This window comes from Nocardia sp. NBC_01503, assembly GCF_036327755.1.
Lineage (GTDB): Bacteria > Actinomycetota > Actinomycetes > Mycobacteriales > Mycobacteriaceae > Nocardia.
Map to the genome: position 1 here is coordinate 7,344,533 of NZ_CP109596.1, position 18,869 is coordinate 7,363,401.

General features: G+C 65.1%; 19 protein-coding genes and 1 riboswitch. Of the genes, 8 read left to right on the plus strand and 11 right to left on the minus strand.

The genetic code is table 11. The features are described from left to right. Window positions 1–112 precede the first annotated feature (112 nt). Window positions 113–231: riboswitch (glycine riboswitch) on the minus strand. 115 nt (window positions 232–346) lie between these two features. The 6 genes from OHB26_RS33695 to OHB26_RS33720 form a co-directional block, all read right to left on the minus strand. Then, window positions 347–916 carry a MerR family transcriptional regulator gene (locus tag OHB26_RS33695; RefSeq protein ID WP_330181290.1) on the minus strand — a complete coding sequence of 190 codons (570 nt, stop codon included), beginning with the start codon at window positions 914–916 and terminating at the stop codon, window positions 347–349. Window positions 917–1,112: 196 nt separating this feature from the next. After that, window positions 1,113–1,586: a bifunctional nuclease family protein gene (locus OHB26_RS33700; RefSeq protein ID WP_067570905.1), complete on the minus strand. Its 474-nt coding sequence runs from the start codon at window positions 1,584–1,586 to the stop codon at window positions 1,113–1,115. 162 nt (window positions 1,587–1,748) lie between these two features. Beyond that, window positions 1,749–2,507, minus strand: a complete 759-nt coding sequence (gene ftsR, locus OHB26_RS33705) for a transcriptional regulator FtsR (protein ID WP_330185862.1) — start codon at window positions 2,505–2,507, stop codon at window positions 1,749–1,751. 44 nt (window positions 2,508–2,551) lie between these two features. Beyond that, a complete protein-coding gene (gene garA / locus OHB26_RS33710; RefSeq protein ID WP_067570835.1) occupies window positions 2,552–3,019 on the minus strand; it encodes a glycogen accumulation regulator GarA in 468 nt (155 codons plus the stop codon). A gap of 120 nt (window positions 3,020–3,139) precedes the next feature. Beyond that, the gene (gene gcvH, locus OHB26_RS33715; protein WP_330181291.1) at window positions 3,140–3,538 is read right to left on the minus strand and encodes a glycine cleavage system protein GcvH; all 399 of its coding nucleotides are present in this window, start codon (window positions 3,536–3,538) and stop codon (window positions 3,140–3,142) included. A gap of 70 nt (window positions 3,539–3,608) precedes the next feature. After that, window positions 3,609–4,244, minus strand: coding sequence for a CDP-alcohol phosphatidyltransferase family protein (locus tag OHB26_RS33720; protein WP_330181292.1), 636 nt, complete (start codon window positions 4,242–4,244; stop codon window positions 3,609–3,611). A gap of 146 nt (window positions 4,245–4,390) precedes the next feature. Here OHB26_RS33720 and OHB26_RS33725 point away from each other — a divergent pair, with 146 nt between their 5' ends. The 3 genes from OHB26_RS33725 to OHB26_RS33735 all read left to right on the plus strand — a co-directional run bounded on the left by OHB26_RS33725 (window position 4,391) and on the right by OHB26_RS33735 (window position 8,515). Further along, window positions 4,391–6,085 carry a GMC family oxidoreductase gene (locus OHB26_RS33725; RefSeq protein WP_330181293.1) on the plus strand — a complete coding sequence of 565 codons (1,695 nt, stop codon included), beginning with the start codon at window positions 4,391–4,393 and terminating at the stop codon, window positions 6,083–6,085. A 17-nt stretch (window positions 6,086–6,102) separates the two neighbouring features. After that, entirely contained in the window at window positions 6,103–7,491 is a 1,389-nt protein-coding gene (locus tag OHB26_RS33730) for a DUF2252 domain-containing protein (RefSeq protein WP_330181294.1), read from the plus strand. A 127-nt stretch (window positions 7,492–7,618) separates the two neighbouring features. Then, window positions 7,619–8,515 carry a nuclease-related domain-containing protein gene (locus tag OHB26_RS33735; RefSeq protein ID WP_330181295.1) on the plus strand — a complete coding sequence of 299 codons (897 nt, stop codon included), beginning with the start codon at window positions 7,619–7,621 and terminating at the stop codon, window positions 8,513–8,515. Here OHB26_RS33735 and OHB26_RS33740 read toward each other — a convergent pair. Then, window positions 8,487–9,128 (minus strand): phosphatase PAP2 family protein, encoded by a 642-nt coding sequence (locus tag OHB26_RS33740; RefSeq protein ID WP_330181296.1) that lies wholly within the window; start codon window positions 9,126–9,128, stop codon window positions 8,487–8,489. The two genes, OHB26_RS33735 and OHB26_RS33740, sit on opposite strands and share 29 nt — an antisense overlap. Before the next feature lie 91 nt (window positions 9,129–9,219). Next, entirely contained in the window at window positions 9,220–11,133 is a 1,914-nt protein-coding gene (locus OHB26_RS33745; protein WP_330181297.1) for an acyl-CoA dehydrogenase family protein, read from the minus strand. Between the two features lie 179 nt (window positions 11,134–11,312). On the opposite strand from OHB26_RS33745, the gene OHB26_RS33750 reads away from it, so the two are divergent. The 3 genes from OHB26_RS33750 to OHB26_RS33760 all read left to right on the plus strand — a co-directional run bounded on the left by OHB26_RS33750 (window position 11,313) and on the right by OHB26_RS33760 (window position 13,421). Further along, on the plus strand, window positions 11,313–12,680 hold the full coding sequence (locus OHB26_RS33750) for a threonine/serine ThrE exporter family protein (protein WP_330185863.1): 1,368 nt from the start codon (window positions 11,313–11,315) through the stop codon (window positions 12,678–12,680). A gap of 103 nt (window positions 12,681–12,783) precedes the next feature. Beyond that, a complete protein-coding gene (locus tag OHB26_RS33755) occupies window positions 12,784–12,933 on the plus strand; it encodes a hypothetical protein (RefSeq protein ID WP_330181298.1) in 150 nt (49 codons plus the stop codon). A 29-nt stretch (window positions 12,934–12,962) separates the two neighbouring features. Further along, entirely contained in the window at window positions 12,963–13,421 is a 459-nt protein-coding gene (locus OHB26_RS33760) for an SRPBCC family protein (protein ID WP_330181299.1), read from the plus strand. Window positions 13,422–13,433: 12 nt separating this feature from the next. Here the strand turns inward: OHB26_RS33760 and OHB26_RS33765 are convergent, their stop codons facing one another. Beyond that, window positions 13,434–14,144, minus strand: coding sequence for a class I SAM-dependent methyltransferase (locus OHB26_RS33765; protein ID WP_330181300.1), 711 nt, complete (start codon window positions 14,142–14,144; stop codon window positions 13,434–13,436). Window positions 14,145–14,266: 122 nt separating this feature from the next. Here OHB26_RS33765 and OHB26_RS33770 point away from each other — a divergent pair, with 122 nt between their 5' ends. Together OHB26_RS33770 and OHB26_RS33775 are read left to right on the plus strand one after the other, a co-directional pair. Next, on the plus strand, window positions 14,267–16,468 hold the full coding sequence (locus OHB26_RS33770; RefSeq protein WP_330185864.1) for an MMPL family transporter: 2,202 nt from the start codon (window positions 14,267–14,269) through the stop codon (window positions 16,466–16,468). 182 nt (window positions 16,469–16,650) lie between these two features. Beyond that, window positions 16,651–16,824: a hypothetical protein gene (locus OHB26_RS33775; protein ID WP_330181301.1), complete on the plus strand. Its 174-nt coding sequence runs from the start codon at window positions 16,651–16,653 to the stop codon at window positions 16,822–16,824. Here OHB26_RS33775 and OHB26_RS33780 read toward each other — a convergent pair. Continuing rightward, window positions 16,821–17,546 (minus strand): TetR/AcrR family transcriptional regulator, encoded by a 726-nt coding sequence (locus OHB26_RS33780; protein WP_330181302.1) that lies wholly within the window; start codon window positions 17,544–17,546, stop codon window positions 16,821–16,823. The two genes, OHB26_RS33775 and OHB26_RS33780, sit on opposite strands and share 4 nt — an antisense overlap. Window positions 17,547–17,556: 10 nt before the next feature. Next, window positions 17,557–18,792, minus strand: a complete 1,236-nt coding sequence (locus OHB26_RS33785; RefSeq protein WP_330181303.1) for a cytochrome P450 — start codon at window positions 18,790–18,792, stop codon at window positions 17,557–17,559. Between the last annotated feature and the right edge of the window lie 77 nt (window positions 18,793–18,869).

The following is an 18,869-nucleotide window of genomic DNA, read 5'->3' on the forward strand; positions in this document are numbered from 1 at the left end:
CTGCCCTCCCCCTCTGTCGTTGGCGCCTGAGAGATTCGGGGCACAGCCGTTGTGGCGGTACCCCTTTCACCATGGGCGGGTGGCTCGCGACCACCGCTTTCCAGAGGCGCCGAAACTCCGCACGGTCCCTTGTGCCTGAGAGATTGACGGGGAGGTGCTGCTCCTTCGGCGCCCGGATTCTGCCTGCCTTCGAAAAGACCTGCATCCCCGGGACTCTCCCGCACGGCTGCGACGCAGTGCCAAGTCTAGAGGTCGGCAAGTTACAGCAATGTTGCCTGGGTCGATTTCACACTCGTGGCGCGCAAAAAAAATAAGCGCGCCCCCCGAAGGTGACGCGCTCGCGGTACTAACCCGTCTTCTGGTTCATTCTGGCCTTGCGGCGGAAGGACAGCTCATCCTCCGGACGCTCGGTGGCCGTACCGGCCTCGGCCCGCTCGGCCGGGAAATTGGCGATGGCCCCGGTCAACTCGCGCATGGCGCCGCTGACCGCGATACCGAAGACACCCTGCCCGCCCTGCAGTAAATCGACGACCTCCTCGGGTGAGGAGCACTCGTACACCGTGGCCCCATCGGAGAAGAGGGTGATGCCGGCCAGATCCTCGACCCCGCGGCTGCGCAGATGATCCACCGCGATGCGAATGTTCTGCAGCGAGATCCCCGCGTCCAGCAATCGCTTGACGATCTTGAGGACCAGAATGTCCTTGAACGAGTACAGCCGCTGACTGCCCGATCCGGTGGCGCTGCGGATGGACGGTACGACCAGCCCGGTACGGGCCCAGTAATCCAGCTGCCGATAGGTGATCCCCGCGACCTGGCAGGCGCTCGGGACCCGGTAGCCGACGAGTTCGTCAGGCACCGTGTCATCGGGGAACAGCCCTGGCTGCACCACATCATGGGTGTGCGGTTGGTCTCCCACTGACTACTCCCTTACTGCTGGCCTATCCGGGCTCGTGTCTTGAAATCGGACACTGCATCGACGTTTGGAGCGTGGCCTAACTGTCGAGGCTACTCTCCTGATTGTCCCGGGAGCATCGGCGTCGAACCAAGCGTGACGAGCGGCGTGTTTCTAGACCTTAAGTACAGGTCGAGGTAACGATTCGGCCGCCCCCCACTTAACTGTCGGTGGCCTTGAAATCATCCGGCGAGACCGACTCCAAGAACTCCTTGAACTTCTCCACCTCGTCCTCGCGCTCGTCCGGCATGACGAGACCGGCCTCCTCGAGCACCGGTTCCTCGGCGTAGATCGGACAACCCACCCGCAGGGCGATGGCGACGGAGTCGGAGGGGCGCGCGGAGATCCGCAGATCGTTCTCGAAGACCAGATCGGCGTAGAAGGTGCCCTCCTGCAGATCCACGATCCGCACCTCTTTCAAGGTGTGCCCGAGATCCTTGATGAGGATCTTGATCAGATCGTGGGTCAGCGGACGAATCGGCGTGACACCCTCTTGCTCGAGTACGATCGCGGTGGCCTCGGCCTGCCCGATCCAAATGGGTAGATACCTGTCACCGGAAGCCTCGCGGAGCAACAGCACGGGCTGGTTCTGTGGCTGTTCGACACGGATGCCGATCACACGCATTTCGCTCATGGCCGTGCCTCGCTAGCGCTCGCCACGACCATGCGCAAAGGCGCGCTGTGTTTGATGATTCGCTCGCTTCGCTCACTCATGGCACTGCCTCCCATAAACTCGCCGATCGCCCGGCCATCGACACAGCGGGGCGAGTCGTATCACCGAGTCTAGGCGAAGATTTCAGCCTCCGAGCGAAGCACGCACCGAGGTCTTCACCAGGGCTGTGTGCAGGGTCAGCGACAGTGCCGCCAACTCTCGCACCGTCTCCTCCGCGCGGGCGCGGGCGTCGGCGTCCCGGCTCTTGGCGATGGGCGCGGCGATCTGCGCGACCATTGCCGCCTCGCGATCCGCGGCGAGTTTGAAGGCACGCAGATGCCTTGCCTCCAAACCGAATTCGCTCAATGCCTTGGCGGTGCGCGCGAGCGTCACCGCGTCGGCGTCGAAATAGCCTGCGGCACCGGGCGTGATGAGATTCGCGCGAATCAGTTCGGTGAGGAACTTCTCGTCGATTCCCGCCTGCTGCAACAGATCCGCCCGCGGGATCCGGATCTCGTGATCGAACCGGAGCTCCTCGGGCGATACCTCACCGGACACGACCCCTAGCCGCCGGAGGCGGCCATCCCCGTTGGGGCCCATAGGATGTAGCTCTCCCTCGCTGACGACGCCCGCTCGGGCACGGGCTTCCCGTACCCCGAGCGTCGCGGCCCCACTGTCGATCGCTTCGAGCTGTTCCTTGATCACCTTGAGCGGCAGGTATTGATCCCGCTGCGCCGTCAGCACGAACCGCAGGCGTTCCACGTCGGCGACGTGGAACCTGCGGTATCCCGAAGGAGTGCGTTCCGGACTGATCAATCCCTCCGATTCGAGGAATCGAATCTTCGAGATGGTGATGTCCGGGAAATCCGGACGCAGCAAATCCAACACGGAGCCGATCGACATGCCCCCGCGCGTCCACTGCGCTGCGCCAGTCATTCCGCTCGGTCCTATAGTGCGCCCGCGTCGCTTGTCTGCGGCCGCGGACCGGTAAGGAATACGAGACGGAACTTGCCGATCTGAACCTCGTCGCCGTTCTGCAGCTCCGAGGAGTCGACCGGTTCCCGGTTGACGTAGGTGCCGTTGAGGCTGCCCACATCGACAACCTGGAAGGTGTCGTCGTCCTGGCGGAACTCCGCGTGGCGACGGCTCACGGTGACATCATCGAGAAAGATGTCGCTGTCGGGGTGGCGTCCCGCGGAGGTGGTGGGCTGATCCAACAGAAACCGCGAACCGGCGTTCGGGCCGCGCTTGACGACCAGCAGAGCCGCACCCGCGGGCAGACCCTCGACTCCCACCGGCTGTTCGCCGGTCTGCTCAGGGCGCGACGTGTCGACCTCGTTCAGGAAATCAGCGCGGAACACCGAAGTGGTCTCTGCTGCCGTCTCCTGGTAACCCGGGTCCTTGTTCTCGCTCACCCTTGCTCTCCTCCTCGAACCGAATAATCCATGCAAGCAGTTGATGCCTTCAGCGGAACTGTTGGCATTGACCGTACCCTGCCGGGCCGTACCCGTGCAGGTAGAACTGTGAAGGCTGCTTCAGCCTCCGATAACTCCTTGATAACCTGCGGCATCGAGCAGGTCACCGTATGCGGCATCGAGGGTCTCGGCCGAGTCCAACTCGAGTTCGAAGATCCATCCGTCGCCGTACGGGTCGGTGTTGAGAGTCTCCGGCTCGGCCGTCAGAATCTCGTTCACCGCAACGACTTTCCCGGCCAGCGGGGCGTAGATGTCCGAAACACTCTTGGTGGACTCCACTTCGGCGATGCTGTCGCCGGTGGCGACATCTTTATCGGTGTCGGGCAGCTGCACGAACACCACATCACCGAGCTGCGACTGGGCATAGTCGGTGATTCCCACTCGGACTCGGGTGGGTCCCGCGATGCGCACCCATTCGTGCTCTTCGGTGTAGCGCAGGTCGTCGGGTAGGTCGCTCACTGGCGGTGTCCTTTCAACGGGCGGTCCTTTCGGGATCGTCACCGATCCGTTCGCCACACACCCTAATGGGCTAGTGATCTTCGCTCGACGGGGCCGGTATGGGTGGTGCGGCGGCGGCCGGAATCGCGCGGTACACCGCAACGGCCTTGCCCAGGTAGAGAATGCCGGTCCAGACGTAGACCGCCGTACCCCAGACCAGGAATGCCCCGCCGAAGGCCCGGCCGAAACCTGCCAGGGGCCAATCCATTCGACCTGCGAGAAGCCACGGCAAAGCGGACATGAGCGCGAAGGTGGCGGCCTTGCCGAGATAGATCACCTCGGGCGGGGGCAGCTGCCGGCGCTTGTAGATGCCGAGCGTGAGGGTCAGGATGCCGTCGCGGGCGACCAGGATGAGCACCACCCACCAGGGCAGGATGCCGCGAATCAGGAAGCCCGCCAAAGTCGCCAGCAGATAGAGGCGATCGACCAGGGGGTCCAGGATCGCGCCCAGCTTGGACGACTGGTCAAGCAGCCGTGCGAGTTTGCCGTCGAGGAAGTCGGTGAAACCGCTGGCCACCAGTAGTGCGAAGGCCCAGCCGTCGGCCTCTTTCACCAGCAGCAGCCACAGGAAGACCGGGACGCCGATCAGCCGGATCGCGCTCAGCACGTTCGGGACGGTGAGGATGCGGTCGCTGTACACCGGTTCGGCGTTCCGCTCGGTTGTCACAACCCACGTCTTACCCCATCCGCCCGGCAGTCTCCAGGCGGGTGGGTAGCGAGTCTTCTGTTGTATGGTCTCGGCCATAGCAGGGAAATGACAGAATGAGTTGGGAAGTTTCTCATCTGTTACGCAGGCATGCGAGAGGAAAAACCATGCCCGACTTCGACTACGACGTCGTTGTGATCGGCTCCGGGTTCGGGGGGAGCGTCAGCGCGCTGCGCCTGACCGAAAAGGGCTACCGGGTGGCCGTGCTGGAATCCGGCCGCCGCTGGGAAGCACAGGATATTCCCAAGACCAACTGGAATGTGCGCAAGGCGATCTGGGCCCCGCGCCTGGGTTTGACCGGCACACAGCGCATCAGCGTGCTCGGCAAGTGCGCGGTGTTCTCCGCCTCCGGGGTCGGCGGCGGATCGCTGATCTACGGGAACACGCTGTACGAACCGCTGCCGGACTTCTATACCGATAAGCAGTGGGCGCACATCACCGACTGGAAGACCGAGCTCGCGCCGTACTACGACCAGGCACAGCGCATGCTGGGTGTCGCGCCGAATCCGCGCATGACCCCCGCCGACGAGGTGATTCGCTCGGTCGCCGAGGACCTCGGGGTCGCGGACACCTTCCACGCCACCAATGTGGGTGTGTTCTTCAATGAGGCCGATCCGGGGACCGAGGTCGAGGACCCCTACTTCGGTGGCGCGGGACCGCGGCGCAGCGGCTGTATCCATTGCGCGCGCTGCTTCACCGGCTGCCCGCACAATGCCAAGAACACCACCCCGAAGAACTACCTCTACCTGGCCGAACAGGCGGGTGCGACGGTCTTCGCGCTGACCACGGTGACCAAGGTGCGGCCCATGACCGGCGGCGGCTACGCCCTCGAGACGGTGCGTTCGGATCGCTGGGTTCGTAAGGACCGCAAGACCTTCACCGCCGAGCAGGTGGTCTTCGCCGCGGCGGCGCTGGGCACGCAGAAGCTGCTGCACAAGATGCGCGATGAGCAGGTGCTGCCGGAGCTGTCACCGCGGCTGGGTGAGCTGACCCGCTCCAATTCCGAGGCGATCCTGAATGTGGTGAGCCACGGCCGCGACGATTTCGCGCAGGGCGTAGCGATCACCTCCTCGATTCATCCCGAGCCGAACACCCATATCGAGGTGTGCCACTACGGGCACGGGCAGAACGGCCTGTTCCCCATGTCGGTGCCGATCGTGGACGGCGGGGCGTTCCGGTTCCTGCGGTTCCTGCTGGCGATCCTGCTGCATCCGATCGTTTTCGCGCGCAGTCTCAATGCCCGCAATGCCTCGGACAAATCGGTGATCCTGCTGGTCATGCAGTCCCTGGACAATTCGCTGACCTCGTATCGGCGCTGGGGTCAGCTCAAGACCAAACAGGGCACGGGTAAACCGAATCCGACCTGGATTCCGCTGGCGCACGAGGTGGGCCGCCGCTTCGGGAAGAAGGTCGACGGGGATGTGCACAGCCTGATCATGGATGTGTTCAATATCCCGGCGACCGCGCACTACATCGGCGGCTGCGTGATCGGCGAGGGGCCCGAGGCCGGCGTGGTCGACCCGTATCAGCGGGTCTTCGGGTATCCCGGCCTGCATATCGCGGATGGTTCGGCGGTGACGGCGAATCTGGGTGTGAATCCGTCGCTGACCATCACCGCGCAGGCCGAGCGGGCAATGGCGTTCTGGCCCAACCGGAATGAGGCCGATCCACGACCGGAGCTGGGTGCGCCGTATCGGCGGATCAATCCGGTGCGGCCCGCGCGGCCCACGGTGCCGGAGTCGGCCTCGGGTGCGCTGCGGCTGCCGATCTTCCCGGTCGATCCGGCGGTGCCCGTCAACTGACGGTAAGTTCGATCGCTGTGTGCTCCAACGTGATCGACTTCCGTACCCCCGTGTCGGCGCAGGAGGTGTGGGATCGCGGTCGAGCGCTGCGGGACCGCACCCCGGTCGAATCGCGGGATCGGGCCGCGGTTTCCGCGTCCCGCCCGGGAGTGCTCGACTTCATCGACGCCAGTAATGCCGGACGTTTGCCACACCTGATTCCACTGCGGATCGGGCGCATGGCGGCGTCGCCGTATTCGTTTTTCCGGGGGTCCGCCGGGCTCATGGCGGCTGATCTTGCGGGCGGTCCGAGCAGTGGGTTGGCGGCACAGTTGTGCGGTGACGCGCACGCGGCGAATTTCGGTCTCTACGGGACCCCGCGCGGCGAGATCGTGATGGATATCAATGATTTCGACGAGACCGCGCCGGGGCCGTGGGAGTGGGATCTGGAGCGGCTGGCAGCGAGTCTGGTACTGGCCGGGCGCGAGGGCGGGGCGTCCGAGGACGAATGCCTGGACGCGGCGCGTGATGCGGCCCGGTCGTATCGGCTCGCGGTGGCCGCGCTGGCGGGGCAGCCGTTCCTGACCTCGTGGACGGCGCTGCCGGACGAGTCGGTGATCAATCGGGTCAATGCCGAGGCGCTGCTCGAGCATTTCCGCAAGGCGGCCAAGAAGGCGCGCAAGAACACCAGCGCCAAGGTGGTGCGCAAGTGGACCGAACATCTCGAGGATCATGAAACCGGGTATGGGACACGCAAGTTCGTATCCGATCCGCCCCTGCTGACCCCCGTTCCGGCCGGTGTGGCCGAGGCGGTGATCGATGGTTTGACCGGGTACGTGAGCACGCTGCGCGAATCGCGGCGCAATCTCATCACGCGGTTCACGGTGTCCGATATCGCCTTCCGCATCGTCGGCACCGGAAGCGTCGGCCTGCACAGCTATCTGGCACTGCTGCACGGCAATGACGACGAGGTGCTGGTGTTGCAGATCAAACAGGCGTCACCCTCCTCGCTGACGCCCTACCTGCCGCCCGCGCCGACCAGGCATGAGGGTGAGCGAATTGTGCAGGGCGCCAGGCACGTTCAGGCCGAGACCGATATCCTGCTGGGCTGGACGACGCTGACCCTGAACGGTGAACAGCTGCCGTTCATCGTGCGGCAGTTCCGCAATCTCAAGGGCGGCATCGATCCCGCCGCCCTGGACGCGGGCCTGCTCGACGATTACGGACGGCTGGCGGGCGCGCTGCTGGCGCGGGCGCACGCGCGATCGGTGGATCCTCGACTGGTGGCGGGCTACCTCGACGGCGCGGAGGGTTTCGACGAGGCGGTGGCGCGCTTCGCGGTGCGCTACGCCGACCGGACCGAGGTCGATCACGCGCAATTGGTGACCGCGGTCAAGGAAGGCCGACTGCCCGCCGAAACAGAGTGAAGCCACGTACACGGAAACAGCGTGACGCCACCGACACACGACGCGGTGTAAATCTGGGCGGTGGGTCTGAACCGTCCGTACCATTTCCTTCAGCAGTACCGATTTCGACGAGAGAGGTGCAGCGCCGATGCTCGTTCGAGTACAGAATCCCGCTGGCACGCATGCGGAGAAGGTTCTGATCGACTGGCTGCGCACATGGAAGGGCAGCGGCGATCCCAAGGGTGTCGCCACCGTGAATTGCAGTCTCTTCCACGGTGATCGGCTCTATCCGTTCGACGCGGTCATCTGGACGCCCAGCAGCTGTGTGGTCATCGAGGCCGAGGCCCTGGTGGAGCGCATGGAGGGTGAGCTGGAGGTACCGCTCAACGGGCCCTGGCGGATCAGCGACAAGCTGATCAATTTCGAGGGCAATGACAAGCGCACACCGCTGGACAAATCCCGCGATCACACCTTCGCGCTACAGAATTGGCTCGCCGAGCGCGGGCTGGGTCAGCGGGTGGTGCACGGTGCGGTGCTGGTGGTGCCGCCGCCGGGCTCGAATCTACGGGTGACGCAGCTGTGGAGCGATCCCAGTTTCGAGGTGCTGGTCGGCGATGATCCGCGCCGGCTGCACGAGTACTTCACCGGCCTCTCGGCGCGCGGGCGGCCGCAGTGGTCCGCCAATGATGTGGCGTGGGCCTTCCGCGGGCTGGGGATTCTGCCGTATCTGCCCGCGCCGCAGGATCTGATGAACGAGGGCTTCCTGGGGCCGGTGGATATCACGCTGTGGCATGGCGGACCGCAGCAGGCGCAGGCCGAGGCGTATGCGGAGGAGCAGGCGCGGTTGGAGGCCGAGGCCGCGGCGGCCGGAAGCGCCTTCCGGGTGCCGACGCCGTGGTTCGCGCCGACCAAGCTGTATCCGCGTGAGCACGGGGATATCGATCTCGGTCGCGGGTTCATGCGGGTCATGTTGACCCTGGGCATGATCGTGGCGCTGCTGTGGGTGCTCTGGATGATTATCGCGGGGGTTGTGGCGTACGGGTGAGCTCGAGGTGGCGCCACGGTAGGTACAGCGCGGTCACCATGGCGATGGCGGCCGCGGTACCGCCGATGACATCGGTGGGATGGTGATAGCCCAGGCCCACCATGCCGACCAGTACGGCGGGCAGTGTCACGGCCATGCCGACCACGATGATGGTTCGCGCTCGGGCCGATTCGCTCACCAGCGCCAGTGCGGTGACGACGGCGACCAGCTGCACGGTGTGCCCGCTCGGGTAGGCGAGGTAGTGGTGCAACTGCCGATCCCAGAATGGCTTGAGCGCGAACGTATTCACCAGGATCGCGACTTCCGGGCCGATGATCATGAATCCGGTTGCCCACCACTGCCGCCGGTACGCGAACCACACCGCCGATCCCAGCTGCAGTGGGATGGCGATGTAGTTGTTGCTCGGCGCGACCAGCACCCGGTACAGCCACTGATGTCCGTCGAAGGACGAGTGGATGTGCCCATCGAGGGAACTGTCGAAGCCCGTCGGCCCGCCGTCCGCCGGAAAGAATTGCGGCACAACGATGGTGACGATCACGGCCGCGAGGATGAGCGCGGGTAGCGCGGCTTGCCTGGCCAGGGTGTCGGCGGGATGCGCGGTCGATCGGGTCACGCCGACACGATAGTCAGTCCCGCGGAGCCGCCTTCTCCAGGAGTGCACGAGACCTGGCGGGCGCCCACCGGTTGACGGTGCCCGGTTCGCTCTATGGTGTGTCGAGCATCGCGGCCCGGAGCATCTTCTCGGGTACGCCCAGGCCGTCGATGAGCGTCAACGCGTTGGGGCGCAGGCGATCCACCAGTTCATTCACCCCGCGGCGCACATTCTTGGCGCGCTCCACCGACATGAACCGGTGCATGATGTACCACGCCTGATTCTCCTCCAGCAGGGTGTAAACGTAGAGGTCGCAGACGGTTTCGGCGAGTTCACGCGCCTCGTCGTCCTCGATTCCGGCAATGCCCTCGATGAACGCCTCCAGCACGAGCCGGTCGATATGCGCCGTCCCCGCGGCCAGAATGTGGTCCTGGGCATTGTTGAACGCCTCGAACGGCCCGGTCTCCTTGGCGCGGGCGCGCAGTCGATGCCCGGCGGTGCGCACCAGATAGTCCTCGCGGTCGGCGAAGAGTTGCAGCTGCACCGAGCGGCGCGCGAGGTCGGCGTCGTCGACGCTCTCACCGGCGCGGTCGCGCAGGCGCTGGATGAGCTGGCGCACACCCGAGCGCTCGCGAACCTCGTCGCGGGCGATGGTGGCGGCGAAGCGAACCCAGCCCAGGGCGTCCAGATCGCGCACCTCATCGGAGTAGGCGGTGAGCAGATCCTTGGCGACCAACTGGGTCAGGACGAGATTGTCGCCCTCGAAGGTGGTGAACACATCGCTATCGGCCTTGAGCGTGACGAGCCGGTTCTCGGTGAGATACCCTGCGCCGCCACAGGCTTCGCGGCACTCCTGGATGGCGCGGGTGGCATGCCGGGTCTGCGCGACCTTGAATCCGGCGGCGCGCTTCTCCAGCGCGCGCTGGGCGCCCTCGGCCAGATCCTGTCCGGTCTGCACCAGGTGCATGCGGCGCACCAGATCGTTCTGCGCGAATTGCAGGGCGTAGGCGCGGGCGACCAGGGGCAGCAGACGGCGCTGATGACTGCGGTAGTCCATCAGAACGGTCTCGACGCCGGTGTCGGGATCCTGGAATTGGCGGCGCTGTTCGCCGTAGCGGACCGCGATGCTCAGGGCCACGCGGGCCGCCGCCGCGGCCGCTCCGCCGACGCTGACTCGACCTCGAACGAGGGTGCCGAGCGTGGTGAAGAAGCGTCGACTGGGGTTGACGATCTCGGAACTGTAGGTACCGTCGGGTGCGACGTCGGCGTAGCGATTCAGCAGATTCTCACGCGGAATTCGCACCTGGTCGAACAGGATTCGGCCATTGTCGACGCCGGGCAGACCGCCTTTGAGACCGTCGTCGGAGGTGGTGACGCCGGGCAGATCATTGCCCGCCTCATCGCGGATCGGCACCAGGAAGCAATGCACGCCCTGGGTCTCACCGCCGGTGACGAGCTGCGCGAAAACCGCTGCCATGCGGGCATGTTCGGCCGCACCGCCGATGTAGTCCTTGCGCGAGGAGGGAGTTGGACTATGGACGACGAATTCCTCGGTCGCGGGATCGTAGGTCGCGGTGGTCTCGAGGTTGGCCACATCGCTGCCGTGCCCGGTCTCCGTCATGGCGAAGCAGCCCAAAAGGTCCAGGGGCAGCAGCTTTTCGATGATGTCGCGATGCCGTTCGGTACCGAGATTGTCGACCGCGCCGCCGAAGAGTCCCCACTGCACACCGCATTTCACCCACAGCGACAAATCGGTGTAGGCGAGCATCTCGAGCGCGGTCACCGCCCCGCCCGGATCGCTGGTACCACCGGTGACCCGACCGAAGCCGAGTTCGGCCCATCCGAAGGAGGACACCAGATGCATCTGCTCCAGCACGCGCGCTCGCGCGGCCTTGTAATCCAGGGAGGGGTCGCCGTACAGGCGGTCGTCGTCGAGGTGTTCCCGAGCCTTCTCGCGCACGTGCCGCCACGGACCGTCGAGGGCTGCGCGTAGATGTTCCGCTATCTGATCGCCACCGTTAGCCATACTCCAAAACACTACTGCTATAGACCTGGTCAACCCGGTGATCTATCGCACCCGTGTACTTTTCTCCTGTGAGCAATGATCTAGCTACCGAGACCGGCGGGGCCGTGGCGGGCCTGCGCGGGCGGTGGCGACACCTGCTGACCAGCGTCGTGGATCGCGCGGTCGCCGACCGCAACGCCATGGCCGACGCCGTGGTCGAGGCGCCCGCGCCACTACAGCCGATCGACCTCACCGATGACGCGACCGTGACCCAGGTGCTCGATCTGGCCGAGCGCGTCGGGGAGGTGGTGTTGTCTTCCGGCACCGCGGTGATGGATACCACCACGCAGATCGAGTTCATCGCCTCGACGTACGGGATGTCGAATTGCGATATCGATGTCACCTACAACTCGATTCGCATCTCGGCCGATCGCGGGCCGACATTGCCACCGGCCAGCACCATGCGAATCGTGCATTACCGCTCGCTGGACTTCACCCGGCTGGCGGCGGTGGATCGGTTCACCCGGCGGATTCGCCGCGAACTGGTCTCGCCGGAGGAGGCGCTGGCCACGCTCGATGAGATCACCACCGCGCCGCATCCTTATAACCGGTGGATCGCGACCTTCGGGTGGGCGTTGATGGCGGCGGGTGTGGCGCTGCTGTTGAACGGTGGGCTGCTGATCGCCCTGGTCAGCTTCGCCACCACCTTCCTCATCGATCGCACCAACCGGCGGCTGAATCGTCGGGGACTGCCGTTCTTCTTCCAGCACATGGTGGGCGGTGCGATCGCGGCCGCACCCGCTGTGCTGGTCTCCACCTTCGCCAGCCATCTGCATATGGACCCCGCGCTGATCATCGCCGCGGGAATCTCGGTGCTGCTGGCCGGTTTACAGCTGGTCGGCGCGGTCGAGGACGCGATCACCGGCGCGCCGATCACGGCCTCGGCGCGCATGCTCGAGGTGGTGATGATGACCGGCGGCATCATCGCGGGCATCGTGCTGACCCTGCGCGTGTCCGAACTGCTGAACTTCACCGTGCCGACGGTCGATATGTCCCCGGGCCGCGACCTCACCAATCTCCCGGTCAAGTTGGTCGCGGGTGCGATCACCTCGCTGGCCTTCGCCCTGGCCTGCTACGCCGAGCGTCGGGCGCTGGCCGCCGCGGCGTTCAGCGGTGCGGCGGCCACGGTCGCCTACCTGCTGGTCCAACACGCCGGTTTCGGCCCGGTCATCTCCTCGGGCGTCGCCGCGGTGGTCGTGGGTCTGGCCGGTGGTCTGCTGGCTCGCCGAGCTCTGACCCCGCCTTTGGTGGTCACCCTGGCCGGTATCACTCCCCTGCTCCCCGGTCTGCGCGTCTATCGCGGCCTCTACGCACTGCTCAACAACGAACAACTGGTCGGCCTCAATCAGTTGTTCAGCGCCTTCGCGGTCGGTTGCGCGCTGGCGGCGGGTGTGACACTCGGCGAATGGTTCGCCCGCGACCTGCGCCGCCCCCGAATAATCACCCGCCTCAACACAATCCGGCGTCCCCGGATCAGCCGTTCCGTCGACCGCGGGTCCGGCCGATAGGATCGGGCGGTAGTCCGAGCGCATCGACACCGCAGACAAGCTGGCGGAGTACGCCGTCGCCGGGATTCCCTGGTACTGGATTGCGCATATCGCGGACAATGCCGTGGTCGCGATCGAAACCTATGTGCTGGAACATGTTTCGAGTCAGTACCGGCGGCACCTGGAGTTTGTGCACACCGGCGGGGTCACCGATGTGGAGTTGCCGATCGCGGTCAAGCTCGATTGGGATCGACTGGCCGAGCTCGCGCGGTGAGATCGGGCGTCTCGGGTTAGGGTCGGGGGGTGCGGGATTCGGTGACGGTTCATATGGCGGCTTCACCCGAGGCGATCTGGGCGGTGGTCAGCGATGTCACCGATGTGGGCCGGTTCAGTCCGGAGACATTCGGGGCCGAATGGCTCGACGGGGCGACCGGTCCGGCGGTCGGGGTCAGGTTTCGCGGGCATGTGAATCGCAATGGCTGGGGGCTGAAGTACTCCACCGAATGCCGGATCATCGCATGCGAACCGGGACGCGAATTCGCCTTCACCGTGTACGCGCCCGGCAATCTCGGGCTCAATACCTGGCGCTACCAGCTGGTTCCGGCCGGAGACGGTACCGATGTGACCGAATCCTTCGAGCTGTCCCGGATTCTGCCGATGCGGTTGTACTGGCTGCTGGCGGGTTGGACGCGCGGTAAGACCAATCGCAACGGCATGCTCGAAACCCTGAATCGCGTCAAACGATTTGTGGAGAATCAGTAGTGACTCGGCGTTCTACAGCCAGCTGTAGTACGAGGTGACGGCGGGCTGACCGGTATATCCCGGGCCCGCGGTGTCATCCGCCCCGAGGTAGGTCGCGGCGAATTCCAGTGTGCGTGGCCCGCGCGCGCTGACCCGGTGCCGACGGCCGTCGTACTCCAGGCCCGCGCCGCGCAGACGTGCCAGCACTTTTCGGGCCGCGGAGGATCCGTCGGCAGTGCGGATCGAGTGCGGATCGAACTGCGCGGCGAACGATCCGCCCGGCGCGGTCCAGCCCGCCATCGCGGACAGCAACCCCAACTTGTCTCCGATGTAGTGCAGTCCGTGCACGCAGGTGACCAGGTCCGCGACGCAATCCGGTTGCCAGTCATGCGCACTGGCGGTGATCAGTCGCAATCGCACACTGCGAGCGGTCGTCTGGAAATAATCGATCAGATCGACTCCCACCAGGCGGACCTCGGCCTCGGGGAAATCGCGGGCGAACAACCGCTCGGCCTCCAATAGCGCACGCCCCGACCCACAACACATATCGATCCAGGAGACGGTGGTATCCGGTTGGCGCCGAACGGTTTCGGCCAACCGCGCATACGGGTCGAAGCCCAGATCGCGGGCATAGCTATTGACCCCGGCGAGCCCTCGATTGCGATTCATCGCGTTGTTCGCGACCACCGACGACCCCTCCAGGGCGGTGTGATCGAGGAGACGGGGAAGCTGCGGCTGCGGCATGTCCCCAGCCTATTCGAAGGGGCCTGAGCAGGGCGAGTGTATGGAAAAGAGTTGGGGCACAGGTGAACAGCGGGTGGCGGGGGTGAAGGCGGCGATCTTGCTTGCTACCGTGATGTATGAACCTGTTCGGGCGATGGGGTGATCTGGCCTGCCGATTGCGGTTCGCCGTTATCGGTGTGATGGTGGCGGGGTTGCTCGCTTTGGGTGGGTACGGGCTCGGATTGGACAACCATCTGAGTTCGGGTGGGATGTTCGATGATTCGTCGGAGTCCGCCGAGGCGGGGCGTGTGGCGGATGCGGCGTTCGGGCGCAATCACGATGTGGATGTGGTGGTGATGTTCACCGCGCCCGAGGGGCAGACGGTGGATGACACGGACTTCACCGAGCGGGTGGTCTCGTATCTGAACAGCCTCCCGCGCGATCATCCGAAGCAGATCGCCAGGATCAATGGCAGCTACTGGCCCACCGAGACCGGCGCGGTCTCAGCGGCTTTGGTGACCAAGGATCGGACTCGGGCGCTGGCGGCGATCGCGCTGCGCGGGGAGAACGATACCGAGTTGATCCAGAATTACCGGGCGGTGAAGGACGACTTCGAGATTCCGGGGTTGAACATCCAGGTCGGCGGATTACAGCCGGTGGCCGGAACCCTCAGCGACACTGTCGCGGTCGACCTGCACCGGATGGAGCTGATGGCGATTCCGCTGGTCGGATTGCTGCTGTTCTTCATCTTCGGCGGTGTGGTCGCCGCCGCCCTGCCGCTGATCATCGGGCTGCTCACCATTTTCGGGGCGTTCGGGGTGGTGCGGTTCGTCACCAACTTCACCGAGGTGAATTCCTTCGTATCGCCCGTGGTTTCGATGATCGGGCTCGGGCTGGCGATCGATTACGGGTTGTTCATCGTCAGCCGGTTCCGGGAGGAGTTGGCGGCCGGATACGACACGCGGACCGCGGTGCGGCGGACGGTGGAGACGGCGGGGCGCACGGTGGTGTTCTCCGCGACCATGATCGTGGCGAGTCTCGGTGGGCTGCTGCTGTTCCCGCAGGGGTTCCTGAAATCCATTGCCTATGGCGCGATCGCGACGGTGACGATCGCGGCGCTGACGGCGCTCACGGTGCTGCCCGCCATGCTGGCGATCCTCGGCCCGCGGGTGGATATGTTGGGGCTGGAGCGTTTTCGGCGTACCAAGTCCGCGGCTACGCTCAACGACGGTTTCTGGGGTCGCAGCACCGGTTGGGTGATGAAGCATCCGGGCAAGGTGGCGGTACCGCTGCTGCTCGCCCTGGTGCTGTTGATTCTGCCGATGCGGAATCTGGTCTTCGGCGGCTTCAGCGAGAAGTATCTGCCCCCGGACAATCCGACCCGCGTCGCGCAGGAGCAGATCGACCACTACTTCCCGCTGCGCAAGTCCGATCCGCTGGAGATCGTGTTCATCTCGAATAATTCGGCGGCGGTGGGCCCGGTCTGGAATCTGGCCAATCAGGCACCGGGCCTGGCCGGACAGTTCGACATTCCCACGCGCTCGAGCTCACATCCGGAGATCTATCGCGCCAAGGCTCCCGTACCGGATATCAATGATGCCGGGGCGACCATCGAGTACCTACGCGAGCTGAATCTGCCCGACGGGATGCAGCTGCTGGTCGGCGGCGTGCCCGCACTTCAGAAGGACAGTATCGACGCACTGCTGCAACGCATTCCATGGATGATCGCCCTGGTCCTGCTGATCACCACGCTGCTGATGTTCCTGACCTTCGGCTCGCTGGTGCTGCCGATCAAGGCCGCGCTCATGAGCGGTCTGGGTCTGGGCTCGACCTTGGGCATCGTGACCTGGATCTTCGTCGACGGTCATGGCGCGAGCCTGTTGAACTTCACTCCGCAACCCGGCCAGGCGAACATGCTGGTCCTGATCATCGCCATCGTCTACGGCCTCTCCACCGACTATGAGGTATTCCTGGTGTCGCGCATGGTCGAAGCGCGTTCGCGGGGCGCGACCACCGTCGAGGCGATTCGCACCGGCACCGCGCAGACCGGCGGGATCATCACCGCCGCCGCGCTGATCCTGTTGGTGGTCACCGGCGCGTTCGCGTTCTCGGATCTGGTTCTCATGCAGTACATCGCGTACGGCATGATCGCCGCCCTGTTCATCGACGCGACCGTGCTGCGCATGTTCCTGGTCCCCGCGACCATGCGCCTGCTCGGTGATCGCGTCTGGTGGGCTCCGGGCTGGATGCAACGGATCCAGCGTCGCATCGGACTGAGTGAACCGGTGCTCGAGGATGATCTCCCACCGGCAACGGTCCCGGATCTCAGCGAAGTCGGGCACTGACCGCGATTCACCCCTGGCATTTCGATCGTGGCGGAGGAGGATTCGATCACCCAGGGCCTGCCGGGGCTGCTGGGTGGCTTCACCGGCGGGGTGCTCGTCGCGGTGCCCGCGCTGGCCGGAGCCGTTGCGGCGGACCGACTCTGGCCGATCGATGCGATCGGGGCGATCGGCTGGCCTGGACGATGCTCATCCTGCTCGGATGTGCCGAGCCGAGCGTGGGCATCTCGATCCTGCTGGTGTTCTTCGCGAGCCTCTATTACGCGATCGAACGCCTGAATCGTCAGACGGACAACCCTTTTCGAGCAATCATCCAGGCGTATGAGCGCAGCAAACCGGACACCGAGCTGCGCGGCTAACCGACCAGGCCGATGCTGCGACCGATATCGGCGAGGGTGGCGTCGAAGAGCACGTCCGGGTTGGTGACGGGGATCGGGTAGTTGCCGAAGACCTCGAGGGTGACGTGGCCGTAGAGGCGCGCCCAGAACTGGATCATCACGTAGCTCACGCCGAGGTCGAGTTTCTCGGCGGGGAACTTCTGGCCCGAATCGGCTAGTACGCGCAGCAATTCGGTTTGGAAGGCGATGAGATCGTCGCGGAGTTCGGCGGGGATGACTTCCATGGGCGGGGTGATCACGGCGTAGTCGGTGAGCAGTCGTCCGGCCGCCTCCAGGAACAGGCGGCCGACCGGTTCGCCGAATTGCTGCATGGCACTGCCCAATACGGCCGCGCTCGGTGAGGCGAAGACCAGGGTGAACTCGCGGGCGTGATCCAGCCCCCACCGGCGGAAGCCGCGGCAGATGGCGAAGAACCGGATGCCCGCATCGTCCGGTAGCCCATCGCAGGCGGCGGCGAGCGCCTGCGCGAGGTCGTTGCAGACATCGGTGCGAACCTCCGCGACCAATTGGTCGCGGGATTCGTAGTACCGGTAGAGCGCGGGCGCGGTGATACCCAACTCGCGCGCGATGGCGCGCAGGGTGATCGCGTCCGGCCCCTGCTCCACCAGCAGTGACCGCGCGACGCGGCGGATGTCTGCGTCGCTTACCGCAGGTGTCCGTCCGCGTCGGCGTGGTTCACTCATGCTGTATTGCTCACTCGTACTTGACTTGCCAGCTCTTGATGCCGTTCAGCCAGCCGGAACGGAGTCGGACCGGGTCCGAGACCTGGCTCAGGTTCGGCATGACATCGGCGATGGCATTGAACATGAGGTCGATCTCCAGGCGGGCGAGGTTGGCGCCCACGCAGAAGTGGGTGCCGGTGCCGCCGAAGCCTACATGCGGATTCGGGTTCCGGAGGACATTGAACTCGAAGGGCTTGTCGAAGACCTCTTCGTCGAAGTTGGCGGCGGAGTAGAACATTCCGACGCGCTGGCCCTTCTTCATCTCCACACCGGACAGCACGGTGTCCTGGAGCAGGGTGCGCTGGAACGCGATGACCGGGGTGGCCCAGCGGACGATCTCGTCCGGAGCGGTGCGCGGGCGCTGCTCGCGGTAGAGCTCCCACTGCTCCGGATTGTCGACGAACGCCTTCATACCGTGGGTGATGGCATTGCGGGTGGTCTCGTTACCGGCGACGGCCAGCAGGATCACGAACCAGGCGAATTCGTCCGAGGCCAGCGACTCACCGTCGACATCGGCGTTGAGCAGCGTCTGCACGATGTCCTCGGCGCCGCCGAGGTCGACCGGGCACTTGCGCTTCTCTTCGGCCAGGTTCCACGAGTAGCCCATGACCTCGGCGGTGGCGACCTTGTGGTCTCCGTCGAAGTCGGGATCGTCGTAGGAGATCATCTGGTTGGTCCAGTCGAAGATCTTGCCGCGATCTTCCTGCGGAATGCCGATGAGCTCGGCGATGGCCTGTAGCGGGAGCTCGCAGGCGACCTCGGTGACGAAGTCGCCGGAGCCCTTCTTCTTGGCCTCGTACACGATCTTCTCGGCGCGATCGCGCAGCGCGTTGCGCAGCGATTCGACGGCGCGGGGGGTGAAGCCCTTGGAGACGATGCGGCGCAGCTTGGTGTGCCGGGGCGGATCCTGGTTCAGCAGCAGGTACCGCTGGACCTCGATCTCCTCCCGCATGATGTCGTCGTAGAAGCGGATGACAGCGGTGTTCTCCTCGGAGGAGTACACCTCCGGAGTCTTGGAGATCTCCTTGATGTCTTCCATCTTGGTGACGGCCCAATAGCCGTCGTCTTTGAAGCCACTGCCGGCTTGCGGAACCCACGCGATGGGCGTGGTGCGGCGGAGTTCGGCGAACTCCTCGACGGGCAGGCGCTGGGCGAGCAGGTCGGGATCGGTGAAGTCGAACCCGGAGGGGATGGACGGCGCGGACACGGTACCTCCTTTGGAACACGTTCCACGAAGTGAACCACATCACCGGGCACTTTGTGAACACCTATTAGTAAATAGGT

Excerpts from the sequence above, each read along its gene's own strand:
- OHB26_RS33775 (WP_330181301.1), top strand. The coding sequence starts at position 16,651 with ATGCTCATCCTGCTCGGATGTGCCGAGCCGAGCGTGGGCATCTCGATC.
- OHB26_RS33725 (WP_330181293.1), top strand. The coding sequence starts at position 4,391 with ATGCCCGACTTCGACTACGACGTCGTTGTGATCGGCTCCGGGTTCGGG.
- OHB26_RS33735 (WP_330181295.1), top strand. The coding sequence starts at position 7,619 with ATGCTCGTTCGAGTACAGAATCCCGCTGGCACGCATGCGGAGAAGGTT.
- OHB26_RS33780 (WP_330181302.1), bottom strand. The coding sequence starts at position 17,546 with ATGAGTGAACCACGCCGACGCGGACGGACACCTGCGGTAAGCGACGCA.
- ftsR (WP_330185862.1), bottom strand. The coding sequence starts at position 2,507 with ATGTCGATCGGCTCCGTGTTGGATTTGCTGCGTCCGGATTTCCCGGAC.
- OHB26_RS33750 (WP_330185863.1), top strand. The coding sequence starts at position 11,313 with ATGGCCGACGCCGTGGTCGAGGCGCCCGCGCCACTACAGCCGATCGAC.
- OHB26_RS33745 (WP_330181297.1), bottom strand. The coding sequence starts at position 11,133 with ATGGCTAACGGTGGCGATCAGATAGCGGAACATCTACGCGCAGCCCTC.
- OHB26_RS33765 (WP_330181300.1), bottom strand. The coding sequence starts at position 14,144 with ATGCCGCAGCCGCAGCTTCCCCGTCTCCTCGATCACACCGCCCTGGAG.
- OHB26_RS33700 (WP_067570905.1), bottom strand. The coding sequence starts at position 1,586 with ATGAGCGAAATGCGTGTGATCGGCATCCGTGTCGAACAGCCACAGAAC.